Source organism: Massilia haematophila (genome assembly GCF_042647645.1).
GTDB classification, from domain to species: domain Bacteria; phylum Pseudomonadota; class Gammaproteobacteria; order Burkholderiales; family Burkholderiaceae_D; genus Telluria; species Telluria haematophila.
Map to the genome: position 1 here is coordinate 2,807,643 of NZ_JBHRVV010000001.1, position 14,839 is coordinate 2,822,481.

General features: G+C 68.1%; 11 protein-coding genes. 7 read left to right on the forward strand and 4 right to left on the reverse strand.

Annotated features, from left to right (window positions below; all coding sequences use genetic code 11):
- The first annotated feature begins 43 nt into the window (after positions 1-43).
- From ACFOPH_RS12535 to ACFOPH_RS12550, 4 genes are all read left to right on the forward strand, one after another.
- On the forward strand, positions 44-1,759 hold the full coding sequence (locus ACFOPH_RS12535; protein WP_379735547.1) for a methyl-accepting chemotaxis protein: 1,716 nt from the start codon (positions 44-46) through the stop codon (positions 1,757-1,759).
- A 461-nt stretch (positions 1,760-2,220) separates the two neighbouring features.
- Complete coding sequence (locus ACFOPH_RS12540) at positions 2,221-3,477, forward strand: YaiO family outer membrane beta-barrel protein (RefSeq protein WP_312554334.1); 1,257 nt, start codon at positions 2,221-2,223, stop codon at positions 3,475-3,477.
- 2 nt (positions 3,478-3,479) lie between these two features.
- Complete coding sequence (locus ACFOPH_RS12545; RefSeq protein ID WP_379735549.1) at positions 3,480-5,813, forward strand: LTA synthase family protein; 2,334 nt, start codon at positions 3,480-3,482, stop codon at positions 5,811-5,813.
- Positions 5,810-6,763, forward strand: a complete 954-nt coding sequence (locus ACFOPH_RS12550) for a hypothetical protein (RefSeq protein ID WP_379735551.1) — start codon at positions 5,810-5,812, stop codon at positions 6,761-6,763. Before ACFOPH_RS12545 ends, ACFOPH_RS12550 begins: the two co-directional genes overlap by 4 nt.
- 24 nt (positions 6,764-6,787) lie before the next feature.
- On the opposite strand, the gene ACFOPH_RS12555 is transcribed toward ACFOPH_RS12550, so the two are convergent.
- On the reverse strand, positions 6,788-7,171 hold the full coding sequence (locus ACFOPH_RS12555) for a hypothetical protein (protein WP_312551923.1): 384 nt from the start codon (positions 7,169-7,171) through the stop codon (positions 6,788-6,790).
- Positions 7,172-7,261: 90 nt separating this feature from the next.
- Entirely contained in the window at positions 7,262-7,636 is a 375-nt protein-coding gene (locus ACFOPH_RS12560; RefSeq protein ID WP_312551924.1) for a COG4315 family predicted lipoprotein, read from the reverse strand.
- 232 nt (positions 7,637-7,868) lie between these two features.
- Here ACFOPH_RS12560 and ACFOPH_RS12565 point away from each other — a divergent pair, with 232 nt between their 5' ends.
- Both ACFOPH_RS12565 and ACFOPH_RS12570 read left to right on the forward strand, forming a co-directional pair.
- The gene (locus ACFOPH_RS12565; protein ID WP_379735554.1) at positions 7,869-9,020 is read left to right on the forward strand and encodes a YjgN family protein; all 1,152 of its coding nucleotides are present in this window, start codon (positions 7,869-7,871) and stop codon (positions 9,018-9,020) included.
- Between the two features lie 5 nt (positions 9,021-9,025).
- The gene (locus tag ACFOPH_RS12570; protein ID WP_379735556.1) at positions 9,026-10,075 is read left to right on the forward strand and encodes a M48 family metallopeptidase; all 1,050 of its coding nucleotides are present in this window, start codon (positions 9,026-9,028) and stop codon (positions 10,073-10,075) included.
- A 40-nt stretch (positions 10,076-10,115) separates the two neighbouring features.
- Here the strand turns inward: ACFOPH_RS12570 and ACFOPH_RS12575 are convergent, their stop codons facing one another.
- Both ACFOPH_RS12575 and ACFOPH_RS12580 read right to left on the reverse strand, forming a co-directional pair.
- Positions 10,116-10,436: a DMT family transporter gene (locus ACFOPH_RS12575; protein ID WP_379735558.1), complete on the reverse strand. Its 321-nt coding sequence runs from the start codon at positions 10,434-10,436 to the stop codon at positions 10,116-10,118.
- A gap of 205 nt (positions 10,437-10,641) precedes the next feature.
- Positions 10,642-13,830 (reverse strand): error-prone DNA polymerase, encoded by a 3,189-nt coding sequence (locus ACFOPH_RS12580; RefSeq protein WP_379735560.1) that lies wholly within the window; start codon positions 13,828-13,830, stop codon positions 10,642-10,644.
- Positions 13,831-13,941: 111 nt separating this feature from the next.
- Here ACFOPH_RS12580 and ACFOPH_RS12585 point away from each other — a divergent pair, with 111 nt between their 5' ends.
- On the forward strand, positions 13,942-14,784 hold the full coding sequence (locus tag ACFOPH_RS12585) for a PhzF family phenazine biosynthesis protein (protein ID WP_379735562.1): 843 nt from the start codon (positions 13,942-13,944) through the stop codon (positions 14,782-14,784).
- Positions 14,785-14,839 lie beyond the last annotated feature (55 nt).

Here is a 14,839-nt window from a genome sequence, read left to right on the forward strand (position 1 = left end):
GCCCCTCTCTCTCTCTCTCACCAATACCAGAAGGAATGCTGTAATGGGTTTCATCTCCAACATCAAGATCGGCAAACGCCTGGGTCTCGGCTTTGCGCTGATCCTGGCCATGACCGTGCTCATCGCCTGTGCCGGCGTGTGGCGCCTGAACGAAGTGGCTGACGGCACCCGGACAATGATGTCCGCGCCATTGACCAAGGAACGCCTAATCACCGACTGGTATACCCTGAACTTCGCTTCGATCCGCCGTACCGCCGCCATCGTCAAGAGCAGCGACCCCGCGCTCGGCCCCTACTTCAAGGAAGACTCGGCCGCCTCGGTGAAAAAGGCGGCCGAACTGCTCAAGCAGATCGAGCCGCTGATCGATGGCGAGCAGGAAAAAGCCCAGTTCGCGAAGATCCTCGAGCAGCGCAAGCTGTACAGCGCATCGCGCGACGGCGCCGTCAAGGCCAAGGCCGATGGCAACGAGGAAGAAGCGGCGCGCCTGCTCGACAAGAGCTTCACCCCGGCCGCCCAGCTGTACCAGGAACTGCTGCAGGAACTGGTCGTCATGCAGCGCGCCAGCATCGATGCGACCGCCAAGGCGATCGACGCCAAGGCTGAGCGTAGCCAGACCGTGATCGGCGCCCTCACCGCCTGCGCGGTCCTGCTCGGCGCCGCGCTGTCCTGGCTGCTGACCACCGGCATCACCCGTCCGATCCGCACCGCCGTCGAAGTGGCCGAAACCGTCGCCGGCGGCGACCTGACGCGCCGCATCGACGCCAGCAGCAAGGACGAAACCGGCGCCCTGCTGCGCGCCCTGCGTCACATGAACGACAGCCTGGTGCGCATCGTCGGCGAAGTACGTACCGGCACCGACACCATCGCCACCGGCTCGACCGAGATCTCGGCCGGCAACCTCGATCTGTCGGCCCGCACCGAGCAGCAGGCTTCCGCGCTGGAAGAAACCGCCGCCTCGATGGAAGAACTGACCACCACCGTGCGCCAGAACGCGGACAATGCCCGCCAGGCCAACCAGCTCTCGATCGCGGCCTCGGAAATCGCGGTCCAGGGCGGCGCCGTGGTCGGCGAAGTCATCACCACGATGGGCTCGATCAACGAATCCTCGCGCAAGATCGTCGACATCATCGGCGTCATCGACGGCATCGCGTTCCAGACCAACATCCTGGCGCTGAACGCCGCCGTCGAGGCGGCCCGTGCCGGCGAACAGGGCCGCGGCTTCGCCGTCGTGGCCTCCGAAGTGCGCACCCTGGCCCAACGTTCGGCCGCCGCGGCCAAGGAAATCAAGCTTCTCATCGGCGACTCGGTGGACAAGGTCGACCTCGGAGCGAAGCTGGTCGACCGGGCCGGCGCGACCATGGAACAGGTGGTCGAATCGATCCGCCGCGTCACCGACATCATGGCCGAGATTACCCACGCCAGCCAGGAACAGACCGGCGGCATCGAGCAGGTCAACGCCGCCATCGGCCAGATGGACCAGGTCACCCAGCAGAACGCCGCCCTGGTCGAGGAATCGGCGGCCGCCGCCGCCTCGATGCAGGACCAGGCCGCCAAGCTGGCCCAGGTGGTCGGCGTGTTCAAGCTCGACGCCCACGCCGCTCCTGCCAAGGCCGCGGCTGCCGCCCCGGCGCGCGCCCTGGCCGTGCGCGCCGCGCCGGCCGCGCGTCCGGTGAAGAAGGCGCCGGTGGTTGCAGCGCCGGCCAAGCCGGCGGCGCGTGCGACTGCGACCGCCGGTGCGGACGAGTGGGAAGAGTTCTGACCGGCTCTCTGGTTGGATGATGAGGAGCCGCCTTCGGGCGGCTTTTTTGTTTGATGCGTCACCATCGACGTGGATGACGTACCCGTAGGGTGGGCGGCTTCGCCGCCCACGCGGTGATCGTTGGTGGCTGCGATATCGCGCGCGGTAATCTTGCTGCCAGCTCGCCAATCGAAAACCTGCGCACGCTATCGGGGCTGTTGCCTGCCCTGTTATCGGTTCGCTCCATCCGCGTGGGCACAAGTGCCCACCCTACGGGAGACGTCACGGACTCACGGGACGGAACCCGATGCCAACGCTGCAATTTCCCTGTATACCCTGACCACGTTTGACGACGCCACGCGACACCTGTGCGCGCTGCGCGCATGCGCGTCTTGACGCTCCTGCGGCGCTCGGGCAGAGTTGCGCCATGGCACTGTCCCTATGGCAGTGCGCACCCATCCCGCTTACATTTTTCGCAGCCAATGCCCATCGATTTCCAGCCTCCTCCGCAGTCCACCGCACAGATCCAGCCCGCCACCAACGCTTCCTTCGACGAACAGTACGAACAGGCGCGCGCGCTGGCCAATGGCGGCCAGCCGGCGCTGGCCGTGGCCGCCTACGGTGTCCTGCTGGCGCGCTCGCCCGGCAACGTCGACGTGCTGCTGGGACGCGGCATCGCCTACACGCGCCTGGACCGCTGGGCCGAGGCCCAGGCCGACCTGGAAGCGGCGGCCAAGGCTTCGCCCGACTACGCCGACGTCTGGCTCGCGCTCGGCAACATGCACCAGTGGCATGACCAGCCCGAACAAGCCATCGCCGCCTACAGCCGCCTGGTCGCGCTGCGGCCAAGCGATGCGGCCGGCTGGCTGGCGCGTGCGCGCGCCTACCGCGCCGCCGGTCGGATTGCGGAAGCACGCGCCGACCTGGCCAAGGCGCGCGCCGTCGGCGGCAACGCGGCCGAGATCGACGCCTTCGATGCCGCCATGGCTGCGGCCTCGCTTGCAGCCGAATCGCCGCAGCCGCGCGCCGGCAATCCGGAAGCGGCCCTGGCCGCCGGCTATGCGTGGGCGGCCAGCCTGTCGGGCAGCTGGACGGACGTGGGCAGCGGCCCGCGCTGGAACGACCAGACCGCCAGCGTGCGCCATTACATGCAGCGCGGTTCGATCGGCTTCGAGACCCTGCGCGCGCACCGCTTCGACCAGAGCGGTTATGCCTGGGCGCTCGACGCCTACACCGACCTGTGGCCGGGCGCCTACGCCAACCTGCGCTACCAGCGCGCGCCCGCCGCCCGCCTGTTCCCCGAGAATTCGGGCCGGGTCGAGATCTGGCAGTCGCTGGGCAGCGGCTGGGAAGTCTCGCTCAGCGACGACGTGCTCGGCTTCGATTCGCGCGTCAACATCTACGGCGCGACGCTCGGCAAGTACGTCGGCAACTGGTACATCCAGCTGCGCCACCAGAACATCGTGTCGGAAGATTCGCACAGCAGCGGCGACCGCCTGATGGCGCGCTACTACTACGCCGGCGACGCCGACAGCTATCTCGAGGCCACGGCCAACCGCGGCCGCAGCGACGATCCGCTGTCGCTGGCCGGCGGCCGCGCGCGCTCGGGCGGCGGCAGCCTGACCTGGGTGCGCTACTGGTCGCGCGACTGGGGCACCAAGGTCGGCGCCAGCTTCTCGCGCGACAGTGGAGACGCGCGCGAACGCGGCGTCTCGATCGGCCTGTACCGCCGGTGGTAAGCGTGCGTCCCAGCGTGTTCGAGCGCCTCGGGCGCGCGCTTGCCTTTCCGTTCGAAGCCCTGCCGGCCCTGGTGCTGGCCTGGCTCTGCCTGCGCATCGCCGAAGCGATCCATGCCAGCGGCGCCGGCGTGGCGCAGTCGAGCCTGTTCGGCGCCGGCCTCGGCAACGACCTGCTGTCGCTGCTGCGCTTCGGTTTCGTCTTCCTGCTTGGCGCGCTGCCGCTGGCCCTGGTCCCCTCGCGCCGCTGGCGCACCGTCCTGCTCGGCGTGGTCTGGAGCCTGCTGCTGCTGGCGCACGCGGCGCTGCTGCAATACCACTGGATCTCGGGCGTGCCGCTCGGCGCCGACCTGTTCGCCTATTCCGGCGACGAAGTGAAGTCGACCGTGGCCGGCGGTTTCCAGATCAGCCCCCTGCTGGGCGTGGCCGCGCCGGCCGCGCTGGCCGTGCTGTGGCTGGGCCTGGCGCTGACGCTGCGCGACTGGTGGCCGCGCGCCTCCGCCCGCGGCGCCGCCATCGTCCTGGCCGCCAGCCTGGCCGGCTTCGCCCTGCTGCCGCAGCGCTTCGTGCCGCCGGTCGCGCGCAGCGATGCCGATGCCGAATACCTGCTGAACAAGACCGCCTTCTTCATCGACAACAACCTGGCTGGCCTGCATGCGCCGGATGCCGACGCCGCCGCGCCGCACGTCAAGGCGCAGACGCCCTGGTCGGGCAGCGACCCGGCCCATCCCTTCGCACATCTCGAACGCACGCCCGATACGCTCGGTCCCCTGTTCGAAGCGCGCCCCGGCGCGGCGCCGCCGAACCTGGTCTTCATCATCGTCGAAGGCCTGGGCCGCAGCTTCTCCGGTCCCGGCGCGCGCCTGGGCAGTTTCACGCCCTTCCTCGACGAGCTGGCCGGTCAAAGCCTGTATTTCGAGAACTTCCTGTCGGGCCAGGGCCGCACCTTCGGCGTACTGACCACGGTGTTCGGCTCCCTGCCCTTCGGCGAGAACGGCCTGGCCGCCCGGGGCGACAAGCTGCCGCGCCACGAATCGCTGCTGACCGTGCTGAAGAAGCAGGACTACCGCCTGCGCTTCTATTCGGGCTCGAACCTGGACTTCGACAACGAGGGCCTGTTCCTGCGCCGCCAGGGCGTCGACACCCTGGTCAGCGAAAAGGACTTCGGCCCGCCACACAAGCGCAGCAACGACTGGGGCTATGCCGACCGCGACCTGGTGGAAGTGGCGGCGGCACGCGAGGCGCAGGCCCCGGCCGGCCGTTTCGTCAGCATCCTCCAGACCACCAGCATGCACAGTCCCTTCACCTTTCCGGGCAAGGACGACTACCTGCGCCGCGTCGACGCGCGCCTGGCCGAACTGAAGCTGGCGCCCTCGCCGATCCACGCGAACGGACGCGACATCTTCGCCAGCATCCTCTACACCGACGACGCGCTGCGCCTGTTCTTTGCGCGCGCACGACAGCTGCCGGGCTTCGAGAACACGATCTTCGTGATCACCGGCGACCACCGCCTGCCCGAGCTGCCGATGGACACCCGCATCGAGCGCTACCACGTGCCGCTGATCGTCTATTCGCCGCTCCTGAAGGCACCACGCGCGATCAAGGCGGTCTCCTCGCAATTCGACATCGCGCCCTCGCTGCTGGCCTACCTGGCCAACAACCACGGCCTGAAGTCGCCGGCCGAGGTGAGCTGGATCGGCACCGGGCTGGACACCGAACAGTCGTTCCGCAACCTGCACGTGATTCCGCTGAAGCAGACCAAGACCGAGATGAGCGACTTCGTCTCGGGCACGGCCTACCTGGCCCAGGGGCAGCTGTACACCATCGGCGACGGCATGCAGACAGACCGTAACCCCGACGCCGCGGCGCTGGCGCGGGCCCAGGCCCAGTTCCGCGGCTTCCTGGAAGCGAACGGCACCGCCGGGCGCAGCGCGGCCCTGCTGCCCGCCGCCGATGCGACACTGGCCGCCTATGGCGGCGAGCGCACGCTGCGCGGCACCGCGCTGGCCGCCAGCGCGGGCGACATCGGCGTGACCAGCTTGCGCCGGGTTGCCGGCGGCAAGGAAGCCGTGTTCGAGGCGACCTTCACCAACCACGGCGCCCACGCCTCGCCCGACTTCGTGCCGCTGCTCGTCATCACCAACGAGCACGGGCTGGAACTGAACGAGACCGCCGCGCCTGCGCTTGCCCTCGGCCCCGGCGAGTCCAGCACGGTGAGGCTGCGCCCGGACGTGGACAAGGTGGCGCCGGGCAGCTATTTCGTTTCGGTCCTGCCTTCGCACCCGGCCACCGGCCGCCCGGTCGGTGTCGGCCAGTACCACGTGGAGACGCGCCTGTGAATCGTCTATGGAAACGCCTGCTCGCTACCCTGCTGCTCGCGCTTGCCGCCGCCGCTTTTGCCCACGGCGCCCACGCCGCCGAGCGCATCGGCCCGCGCGCGATCTGGACCTGGGAAGAGGATTCGTATGCGATGCTCGAGGACCCGGCCGCGGCCGGCCGCGCGATCGGTTTCCTGCAGTCGAAGTCGATCGACACCGTCTTCCTGTACGCCGACGCCTTCGACAAACGCAACCTGATCGTCGCGCAGCCCCAGCTCTACCGGCGCCTGATCCGGCGCCTGCACGCCTCCGGCCTGAAGGCCTACGCCCTGCTCGGTTCGGGCTACCTGCGCACCGAGCGCTACGTGCTGCCCAAGCATCGGGCCGAGGCGCTGGCGATGCTGCAGCGCGTCCTCGACTACAACAAGGCGGCCGCGCCCGAGGAACGCTTCGACGGCATCAACGTCGACATCGAGCCGCACATCCTGGACGAATGGGCCACCCGCAAGATGGACCTGCTGGCCGAGTTCGTGGCGCTGTCGGACGCGCTGATGCAGGCCAAGCGCGCATCGAACCAAGCGCTGCCGATGGGCCCGGCGATCCCCTTCTGGCTGGACGGCCTGTCCATCGAATGGAAGGGCCAGCGCAAACCGGTGAGCCAGCACGTGCAGGACATCTACGACTACGTAGCGCTGATGGACTACCGCGACCGCGCGCTGGGCGGCGACGGCATCGTCAGCCATGCGATGGATGAGCTGCGCTATGCCGAGCGCATCGAGCGCCGTGTGCTGATCGGCGTGGAAACGCTGCCGAACGCGATCAAGAAAGTCTCCTTCCACCACCTGAAGGAAGCGGACCTGGAACGCGAGCTGGGCGTGACGGCGCAAAGCGTGGGCGCGATGCAGCCCTTTGGCGGCTTCGTGATCCACCATTACGGCTCGTACCGCAAGTGGCTGGGACTCGCGCCCTAGGCGGATGGCCCAGGCCCTGCGGCTTCAGATCCGGGTTAGCCGCACCGTATGCTGCTGTTCCTTGCCCTCGGCGTTCCAGCGCTGGTGGGCTTCCAGGGTCGCATCGTCGATCCGGCGCCACTCGAAACGGGCGGGTGCGTTGACCGGCTCGAACACGGCGCCGTCGTTGTCGATGCGCGCGGCCTTCCAGGTGAACTCCCCCCACTGCGAGATCACCTCGCCATCCTTGAACGAAATGGTGCTGCCGTCGCTGCGCCCGTCGAAGGCGGCGCTGGCGTAGCGGTGCGACTGGAATACGTTCGGCGCGGGCCGCCCGTATTCCTCGTAGAACTCCTTGCCGTCGGCGCTATGGCCTTTCCAGCGGCCGACCAGGAACTGCAGCCGGGCGAAGTCTTCAGGGCTGAACATGCGCGCCTCCAAACAAGGAAAGTGGTTCGCGCACTGTACGCCCCTGATCCGCCGCGCGGCACACGATAAGCCGCGCCGTCCCTGCCGGGCTCAGTCGCTCACCACGTGCCAGACGTCCTTCATCTTGTCGCCCTTGCGCTCGCCGGGCTTGGCGTCCTTGGCGAACAGGTAGAGCGGCTTGCCCTTGTAGGCCAGCTGCTTGGCGCCGTCGTCGCGCGTGACGACCGAATACGGCGAGGTGACGGTGTCGCCGGTGACGGGCACCGGCGGCCACATCTTCGCGCATTCGCCGTTGCAGACGCTTTTTCCTGAACCGGCCTGGTCCTTGTCGAAGGTATAGACCGTCATGCCGGCGGCGTCGGCCAGCACGCCATCGACTTTCTTGAGCGACTGGGCCAGGGCAGTAGTGCTGGACAGCACGAGCGCGGCGCCCAGTGCTGCAAAGACAGGATGAATCGCTTTCATGGCAATCTCCTGGTTGAACGGATGAAGATCCAGTATAGGACACGCGGCGGACGATTCGGCCTGTCGCGTCGGCAAAAGGCAACATGCCTGCGCCGAGTGTGCAAGGCCGCAACGGTTTGTCGCCTGCGGTATGCACCGCAGCTGACGCGGCAGCTCGGCGGCGAAAAGGCATTGACAGGCAGACCACAAAACGGCGACATTGCTGGTTACCATTTCTCATTTACAACATGTCATGCATGATGTTGCCGTTGCGGCCGACGCGCTCCCGGTCGATGCGACTGTGCCCGCGGAGCATCCGCCCGCCGCGCGCACCTTGCGCTTCAGCTTCACCGGCAGCGGACGCGAGTATTTCCGCATCTGGGTCGTCAACCTGCTGCTGACGCTGGCCAGCCTCGGCATCTACTCGGCCTGGGCCAAAGTGCGCAGGCTGCAATACTTCGACCGGAATACCGTGCTGGCCGGCGCGCGCTTCGACTTCCACGGCAGTCCGAAGGCCATCCTGCGCGGCAGGGTGCTGGCGGTGCTGCTGCTGGCGGCCTATCACTACGCGTTCGGCATCTCGGTCACGGCCGGCCTGGCGACCATTGCAGTGCTGCTGGTCTCCCTGCCCTGGCTGATCCGCAGCGCCCTGCGTTTTCGTCTCGGCCATACCAGCTACCGCGGCCTGCATTTCCATTTCTCGGGCTCGGTGCCGATGGCTTACCGGGTCTACCTGGCGCCGATCGCCGTCTTCCTGCTGCCTGGCGTGCTGGTGGCGGTGTACGGCGAAACGCCCTGGGTGACGGTGGCCTGGCTGCTCTACCTCGGCTGGCCGCTCATGTACGCCTGGATGAAACACTACCAGTACGGCTACGTGGCCTATGGCGACCAGGCTTCCAGCAACGAACTGACCGTGCCCGGGTTCTTCGGCATCTACGTGCGCGGCTCCCTGCTGGCCACCTCGATCGTGATGGTCGCCTTCCTGGCCGCGGTCGTGGCGATGCCGCTGGGCGCGCTGATGCCGGCCGAGAGCGCCGCGGTGGGGATCGGCGTGGCCGTGGGCGCAGGGATGGCCCTGATGGCCTATGTCCTGCTCGGACCTTACCAGCAGGTGCGCATCCTGAACCTGTGCCTGCGGCACACGTCCTTTCCCGGCGTGCGCCTGGTCTCGACCCTGTCGGCACGCGGGTTCGCGCGCCTGCAGCTGAAGAACCTGGCCCTGACCCTGCTCACCCTCGGCCTGTACCGGCCGTTCGCGGTGGTCAGCGCCTACCGCTACCGCCTGGAGCACCTGGCGCTCGAGGTCGACGAGGGCTTCGACCACGTCGTCTCGCGCGTCACGGCGGGCGGCGGCGCGGCGGGCGACGGCGCCGCCGACTTCGTCGGCCTCGACCTGTCCTGGTGAGCGCCATGACGACCGCATACTTTTTCGACGGACGCAGCGCGCGCCGCCACGAGGTCGCCCTGGGCGTCGGCGACGGCGCCATCACGCTCGTGGGCGCCATCGACCGCAGCTATGCCTGCGGCGATACCCGCGTTGCCGAACCCTTCGAAGGCACGCCGACGGTACTGTATTTTCCGGACGGCGCACGCTGCGAGGTGGACGAGCCCGAGGCGGGCCGCATGCTGCGCGCGGCGCTGGGCTACCGTGCCTCGCGCACGGTGCGGCTGACCGCCCACACCTGGGCCGTGCTGGCGGCGCTGGTGCTGCTGGTGGCGCTCATCCTCGTCACGACCTTCTGGGGCATACCGACGGCCGCAAGGAAGATCGCGGACGCGCTGCCGCCATCGGTCGACCGCTCGCTCGGCGAGAGCGCCGTCGATGCCTTGCGCGCCAGCGGCGTGCTGCGCCAGAGCCGCCTGAGCGACGAATGGCTGGCCGAGGTCCAGCAGCTCATGCGCCGCGTTGCGCCGGCCGACGTGCCGGTCCGCCTGCTGATCCACGACGTCAAGGCGTTCGGCGCCAACGCGATCGCCCTGCCCGACGGCAGCATCATCATGTCTGACCTCATGGTGCGGCTGGTCGTCGGCAAGCGCGGCACGATCGGCGACACCGAGGCCGCGCAGCTGGCCGGCGTGCTGGCGCACGAGATCGGCCACGTGCGCCTGCGCCACGGCACGCGGGTCCTGGCCGGCTCCTCGCTGGCAGCCGCCCTGAGCGCCAGCCTGCTCGGCGACTTCAGCGGCGTCGCCGCCCTGCCCGGCGTGCTCGCCAGCCTGAGCTACTCGCGCGAGATGGAAGCCGAGGCCGACGAATACGCCATCGCGCTGCTGCGCAAGAACGGCATTTCCACCCTCCCCCTGGCCGACCTGTTCGAACGCATGGAGTATGGGCCGGAGCTGGAAGAAAGCGGCAAGGAGGCGCCGGGCTGGATCTGGGAAGCGGCGGAGTCCTTCATGTCCAGCCATCCGCTGAGCGAGGAACGCGCCGAACGCCTGCGCGAAGCGGCCAGCGAGTAGGAGGCGCTGCGGGAAGCGATACGGAAAGGCGGCCCTTGCCTCAGGAGGAACTGGACAGCTTCATGAGCACCAGGCCGCTGACGATCAGGACGGCCGCGATGACGCGCAGCGGCGTCAGCTGTTCGCCGAGGACGGTGATGCCGACGATGAAGGCGCCGACCGCGCCGATGCCGGTCCAGATCGTGTAGGCGGTGCCGAGCGGCAGAGTGCGCATCGAGAACGACAGCAAGCCAAAACTGGCTGTCATCAGGACCAGCGTGAGAACGGTGGGAAGGGGTCGGGAAAAGCCATCCGACAGCTTCATCGAATAGGCCCAGGCGACCTCGAGAATCCCGGCAAGTACAAGCACTATCCAGGCCATGACACACTCCTGTAAAAACAGAGCGGGTCGTCCCGAAGCAGTTGCCCTCGATGAGGGGGAGGTCGTCCTCCTGGAGGCGCCCGGGAACTCCAGGCGCATGTGGATGCCTGGAATTATAGGAAACAAAACCGGCAGGGTCAACGCCGGGCGGCGCTGCGTGCCTGCCGCCATGCCGTCAGCCGCTATGCTGTCAGCCGAAATCCCCTCAGCAGAAATCGCGGCTATTGGTCGTCAATCTTCCCAGCAGGTGCGACAGGTCGACCAGCCGCTTGGCGACCAAATGTTTGACCTGTCCCTCGCTCTGCCAGATGCCGTAGACCCCAAGCAGGTTCGCGCCCAGCACTTCGCGCCGCTGCTGTTCGACCAGGTCGGGCCAGACGATCACGTTGACGTTCCCCGTTTCGTCTTCCAGCGTGATGAACAGCACGCCCTTCGCCGTGCCCGGACGCTGGCGCACGGTGACGATGCCGCAGCCGCGCGCCAGCTGGCCGTCGGCGTACTCGTTCAGGCTTGATGCCGGCATGAAGCGCTGCGCCAGCAATTGCTTCCTCAGCAGCGCCAGCGGGTGGCGGCCCAGGGTCAGGCCTTGCGCGCGGTAGTCGCCGACGATCTCGTCGCCCTCGGAAGGCGCAGCCAGCGCCGGCATCTCTTCGGCCACCGAGGTCGGGCGCAGCAGGTCCTTGTCCGGCACCGCGCCCACCGCCTGCCACAGCGCCTCGCGCCGGTGCCCGGCCAGCGAGCGCAAGGCATTCGCGCCGGCCAGCACCTGCAAATCGCTCCGGTCCAGCCCTGCCCGCCGCGCCAGGTCGGCCACGCTGTCGAAGGGTTTGATCGCGCGCGCTTCCTCGATGCGCATGGCGGCCTCGAAGCGCATCCCGCGCTGCAGGGACAGGCCCAGGCGCACCGCCGGCTGGCGCCTGCGGTCGTGCAGCTCCTCCAGCGTCGACTCCCAGCCGCTGATGTTGACGTCGGTCGGGCGCACTTCGATGCCGTGGCGCTGCGCGTCCTGCACCAGTTGCGAGGGACTGTAGAAACCCATCGGCTGGCTGTTGAGCAGCGCGCAAAGAAAAGCCGCCGGCTCGTGGCACTTGATCCAGGAACTGGCATAGGCCAGCAGCGCGAAGCTGGCCGCGTGCGACTCGGGAAAACCGTATTCGCCGAAGCCCTGGATCTGGCTGAAGATCTGCTCGGCGAAGGCCAGGTCGTAGCCGCGCTCGAGCATGCCGCGCACGATGCGGTCGTAGTACTGTTCCAGCCCGCCCTTGCGCTTCCAGGCGGCCATCGCGCGCCGCAGCTGGTCGGCCTCGCCCGGCGTGAAGCCGGCGCCGAGGATCGCCACCTGCATCACCTGTTCCTGGAAGATCGGTACGCCCAGCGTGCGCTCGAGCGCGATCTGCATCTCCTGGCTCGGATAGACGACGTGTTCGAGGCCCTGGCGCCGGCGCAGGTAGGGGTGGACCATGCCGCCCTGGATCGGGCCGGGCCGCACCACCGCCACTTCGATGACGAGGTCGTAGAACACGCGCGGCTTCATCCGCGGCAGCATGCTCATCTGCGCGCGCGACTCGATCTGGAACACGCCCACCGTGTCGGCGGCGCAGATCATGTCGTAGGTAGCGGCATCGTCGGGCGGGATGTCCTGCATCTCGAAGGGCATGTCCTGGCGCAGGCTGACCAGGGCCAGCGCGCGGCGCAGCATCGACAGCATGCCCAGCGCCAGCACGTCGACCTTCATCAGGCCCAGTTCCTCGAGGTCGTTCTTGTCCCACTGGATGACGCTGCGGTCAAGCATGGCCGCATTCTCGATCGGCACCAGGCGCGACAGCTTGCCCTGGGCGATGACGAAGCCGCCCGGGTGCTGCGACAGGTGGCGCGGAAAATTCAGCAGCTGCTGGGCCAGGGTCGCCCACTGGCGCGACAGCGGCGCCTCCGGATCGAGGCCGCTCTCGGCGAGGCGGTTCAGGAGGTCGGCCTTGCTGTCGAACCAGTGGTGGTTCTTGCAGACCTTCTCGATGATGGCGAGGTCGATGCCGAGCGCGCGGCCGCTGTCGCGTAGCGCACTCTTGGGCCGGTAGCTGATCACCACCGCGGCCAGCGCGGCGCGGGTGCGGCCGTATTTGGCGTAGATGTACTGGATGACCTCTTCGCGGCGCTGGTGCTCGAAGTCGACGTCGATGTCCGGCGGCTCGTTGCGCTCCTTCGAGATGAAGCGCTCGAACAGCAGGTTCGCCCGCGCCGGATCGACCTCGGTGATGCCGAGGCAGTAGCAGACCGCCGAATTGGCGGCCGAGCCGCGGCCCTGGCACAGGATGTCCTGCGAACGGGCGAAGCGCACGATGTCGTAGACGGTCAGGAAGTAGTGCTCGTACTGCATGTCCGCAATGAGCGCCAGTTCGTGCTCGATCTGGGCCTGCACCTTCGCCGGGATGCCTTCGCGGAAGCGCCGGTGCGCGCCGATATACGTTTCGGCGCGCAGGAAGCTGCTCGCGCTCTGGCCCGGCGGGACCACCTCGTTCGGGTATTCGTAGCGTAGTTCGTCGAGCGAGAAGCTGCAGGCGGAAGCGATACGCAGCGTCTCGTTCAGCGCTTCCTTCGCGTAGATGTTCGCCAGGCGCAGGCGCGCGCGCAGGTGCTGCTCGGCGTTCTGCGCCAGGCCATAGCCGCATTCGGCCACGGGTTTGTTCAGGCGGGTGGCGGTGAGCGTGTCCTGCAGCGGCTTCCTCGAACGCACGTGCATGGTCACATGGCCGAGCGCGACGATGGGCAGGCCGTGCTGCCAGCCCACCTCTTCCACCGTCAGGCGGTGCGCCTCGTCGAAGGCGCGGTGCAGCAGGGTCAGGCCGAGCCAGGCACGGTTCGGGAAGTGCGCGGCGATCCAGGCGGCCTGCTCGTGCAGGCGGTCGACGCCGGCCCGGTCGTGGCCGGGATAGGCCGGCAGCAGGATCGCCAGGCAGTCGGGCATGCCCTTCAAGTGGGCCAGCTCGCCCTGCGGATCGGCGATATCCTGCGGCGTCAGGAAGTAGCTGCCCTTCTCGCTGCGCGTGCGGCCCAGGGTGATGAATTCGGACAGGTTGCCGTAGCCGTTGCGGTTTTGCGCCAGCAGGATCAGCGAGAGGGCAGTACTGCCGGCCTGGCTGCCGTCGGGCTGCTTCAGGTGGAAGTGGGCGCCGACGATGAAGGGCAGCCCCGCCTTCTTCGCCTCGGCATGGGCGCGCACCACGCCGGCCAGCGAGCACTCGTCGGTCAGCGCCAGCGCCGCATACCCCAGGCGCACCGCCCGTTCGACCAGCTCCTCGGCGTGCGACGCGCCTTGCAGGAAGGAGAAATTCGAGAGGCAGAACAGCTCGGCATAGTCGGGCAGGCCCTGCATCGATGGGTCGGGCGGCGAAGGCATTGGTCGATCGGCTGGCAGATGAGTTGAGAAAAATTAAAACGTGCAAACCGCACAAAAGTACTGTATAAAAACACAGTATCACTGACGAGATCACTTTGGCAAGGACCAGCAATGCAAGTTCATGAGTTCGTGTGTTTCGGCGAGCAGCCCGGCGAAGGCAATCCGGCGCTCGTCGTCGTGGGCGGCAACGGCAACCCGGGGTGGCGCCGGGCGCTGGCGCGCGAGCGCAATCTCACCTGCGTGTTCCTCGATCCGGGCGACGGGCTCGCGTGCGACGGACTTAATACAGCGGCGGTGCTGGACTTCGTCTATCCGCACATGCGCAGTCCCCTGTGCCTGCATGCCACGCTGGCGGCGGCCCAGCTGCTGTTCGAGCGCCACGGGGGACACCAGCCCCTGAAAGTGAAAACAGCGATGCATGGCCAGTCCTTGCTGCTCATGCCCGATGGCGAGAATGTCTTCGTGCAGTTGGCGCGCCAGGAGGCGCCGCGGGTGGAGACGCTGTTGGACATCGATGCCCTCCTGCCCGAGCGCCTGCTGGCCGCGCCCGACCTGGCCCTGGCCACCGCCCCGCGTGTGGCCTCGGTCGGCAGCCCCAAGCTGCTGCTGGAAGTGGCTGACGTGGACACGCTGTACGGCCTGGCGCCGGACCTGGCCCTGATCCACGTCTGGGGGAAAGAAGTCGGCGTGAACGGCTGCTACGTCTGGTGCAGGACGGAAAAGAACAGCGGCGACGGCGAAGTCGAAGGACGCAACTTCAACCACCTGGAGCCGGGCCTGGAAGACAGCGCCACCGGCGTCGCAGCCGGCGCCCTCACCCTGGCGCTCGGCCAGGGCCTGACGCTGCGCCAGGGCCGCGCCACCGGACGCAATTGCGTGATCCGCACCGCGCTGGAAGGCGCGCTGGAGGCTGATACTGTGCTTGTCGGCGGGCTGGCACAGCGCGTCGACTGAACGCTACCGATTCCGCCACCACGGCCATCATGCACCGCGTAGGTGGGCGGCTCCA

Bases quoted from the DNA above. Each gene is read 5' to 3' on its own strand.
- ACFOPH_RS12560 (WP_312551924.1), bottom strand. From the start codon at position 7,636: ATGAAAGCGATTCATCCTGTCTTTGCAGCACTGGGCGCCGCGCTCGTG.
- ACFOPH_RS12555 (WP_312551923.1), bottom strand. From the start codon at position 7,171: ATGTTCAGCCCTGAAGACTTCGCCCGGCTGCAGTTCCTGGTCGGCCGC.
- ACFOPH_RS12535 (WP_379735547.1), top strand. From the start codon at position 44: ATGGGTTTCATCTCCAACATCAAGATCGGCAAACGCCTGGGTCTCGGC.
- ACFOPH_RS12580 (WP_379735560.1), bottom strand. From the start codon at position 13,830: ATGCCTTCGCCGCCCGACCCATCGATGCAGGGCCTGCCCGACTATGCC.
- ACFOPH_RS12575 (WP_379735558.1), bottom strand. From the start codon at position 10,436: ATGGCCTGGATAGTGCTTGTACTTGCCGGGATTCTCGAGGTCGCCTGG.
- ACFOPH_RS12565 (WP_379735554.1), top strand. From the start codon at position 7,869: ATGCATGATGTTGCCGTTGCGGCCGACGCGCTCCCGGTCGATGCGACT.
- ACFOPH_RS12585 (WP_379735562.1), top strand. From the start codon at position 13,942: ATGCAAGTTCATGAGTTCGTGTGTTTCGGCGAGCAGCCCGGCGAAGGC.
- ACFOPH_RS12540 (WP_312554334.1), top strand. From the start codon at position 2,221: ATGCCCATCGATTTCCAGCCTCCTCCGCAGTCCACCGCACAGATCCAG.
- ACFOPH_RS12570 (WP_379735556.1), top strand. From the start codon at position 9,026: ATGACGACCGCATACTTTTTCGACGGACGCAGCGCGCGCCGCCACGAG.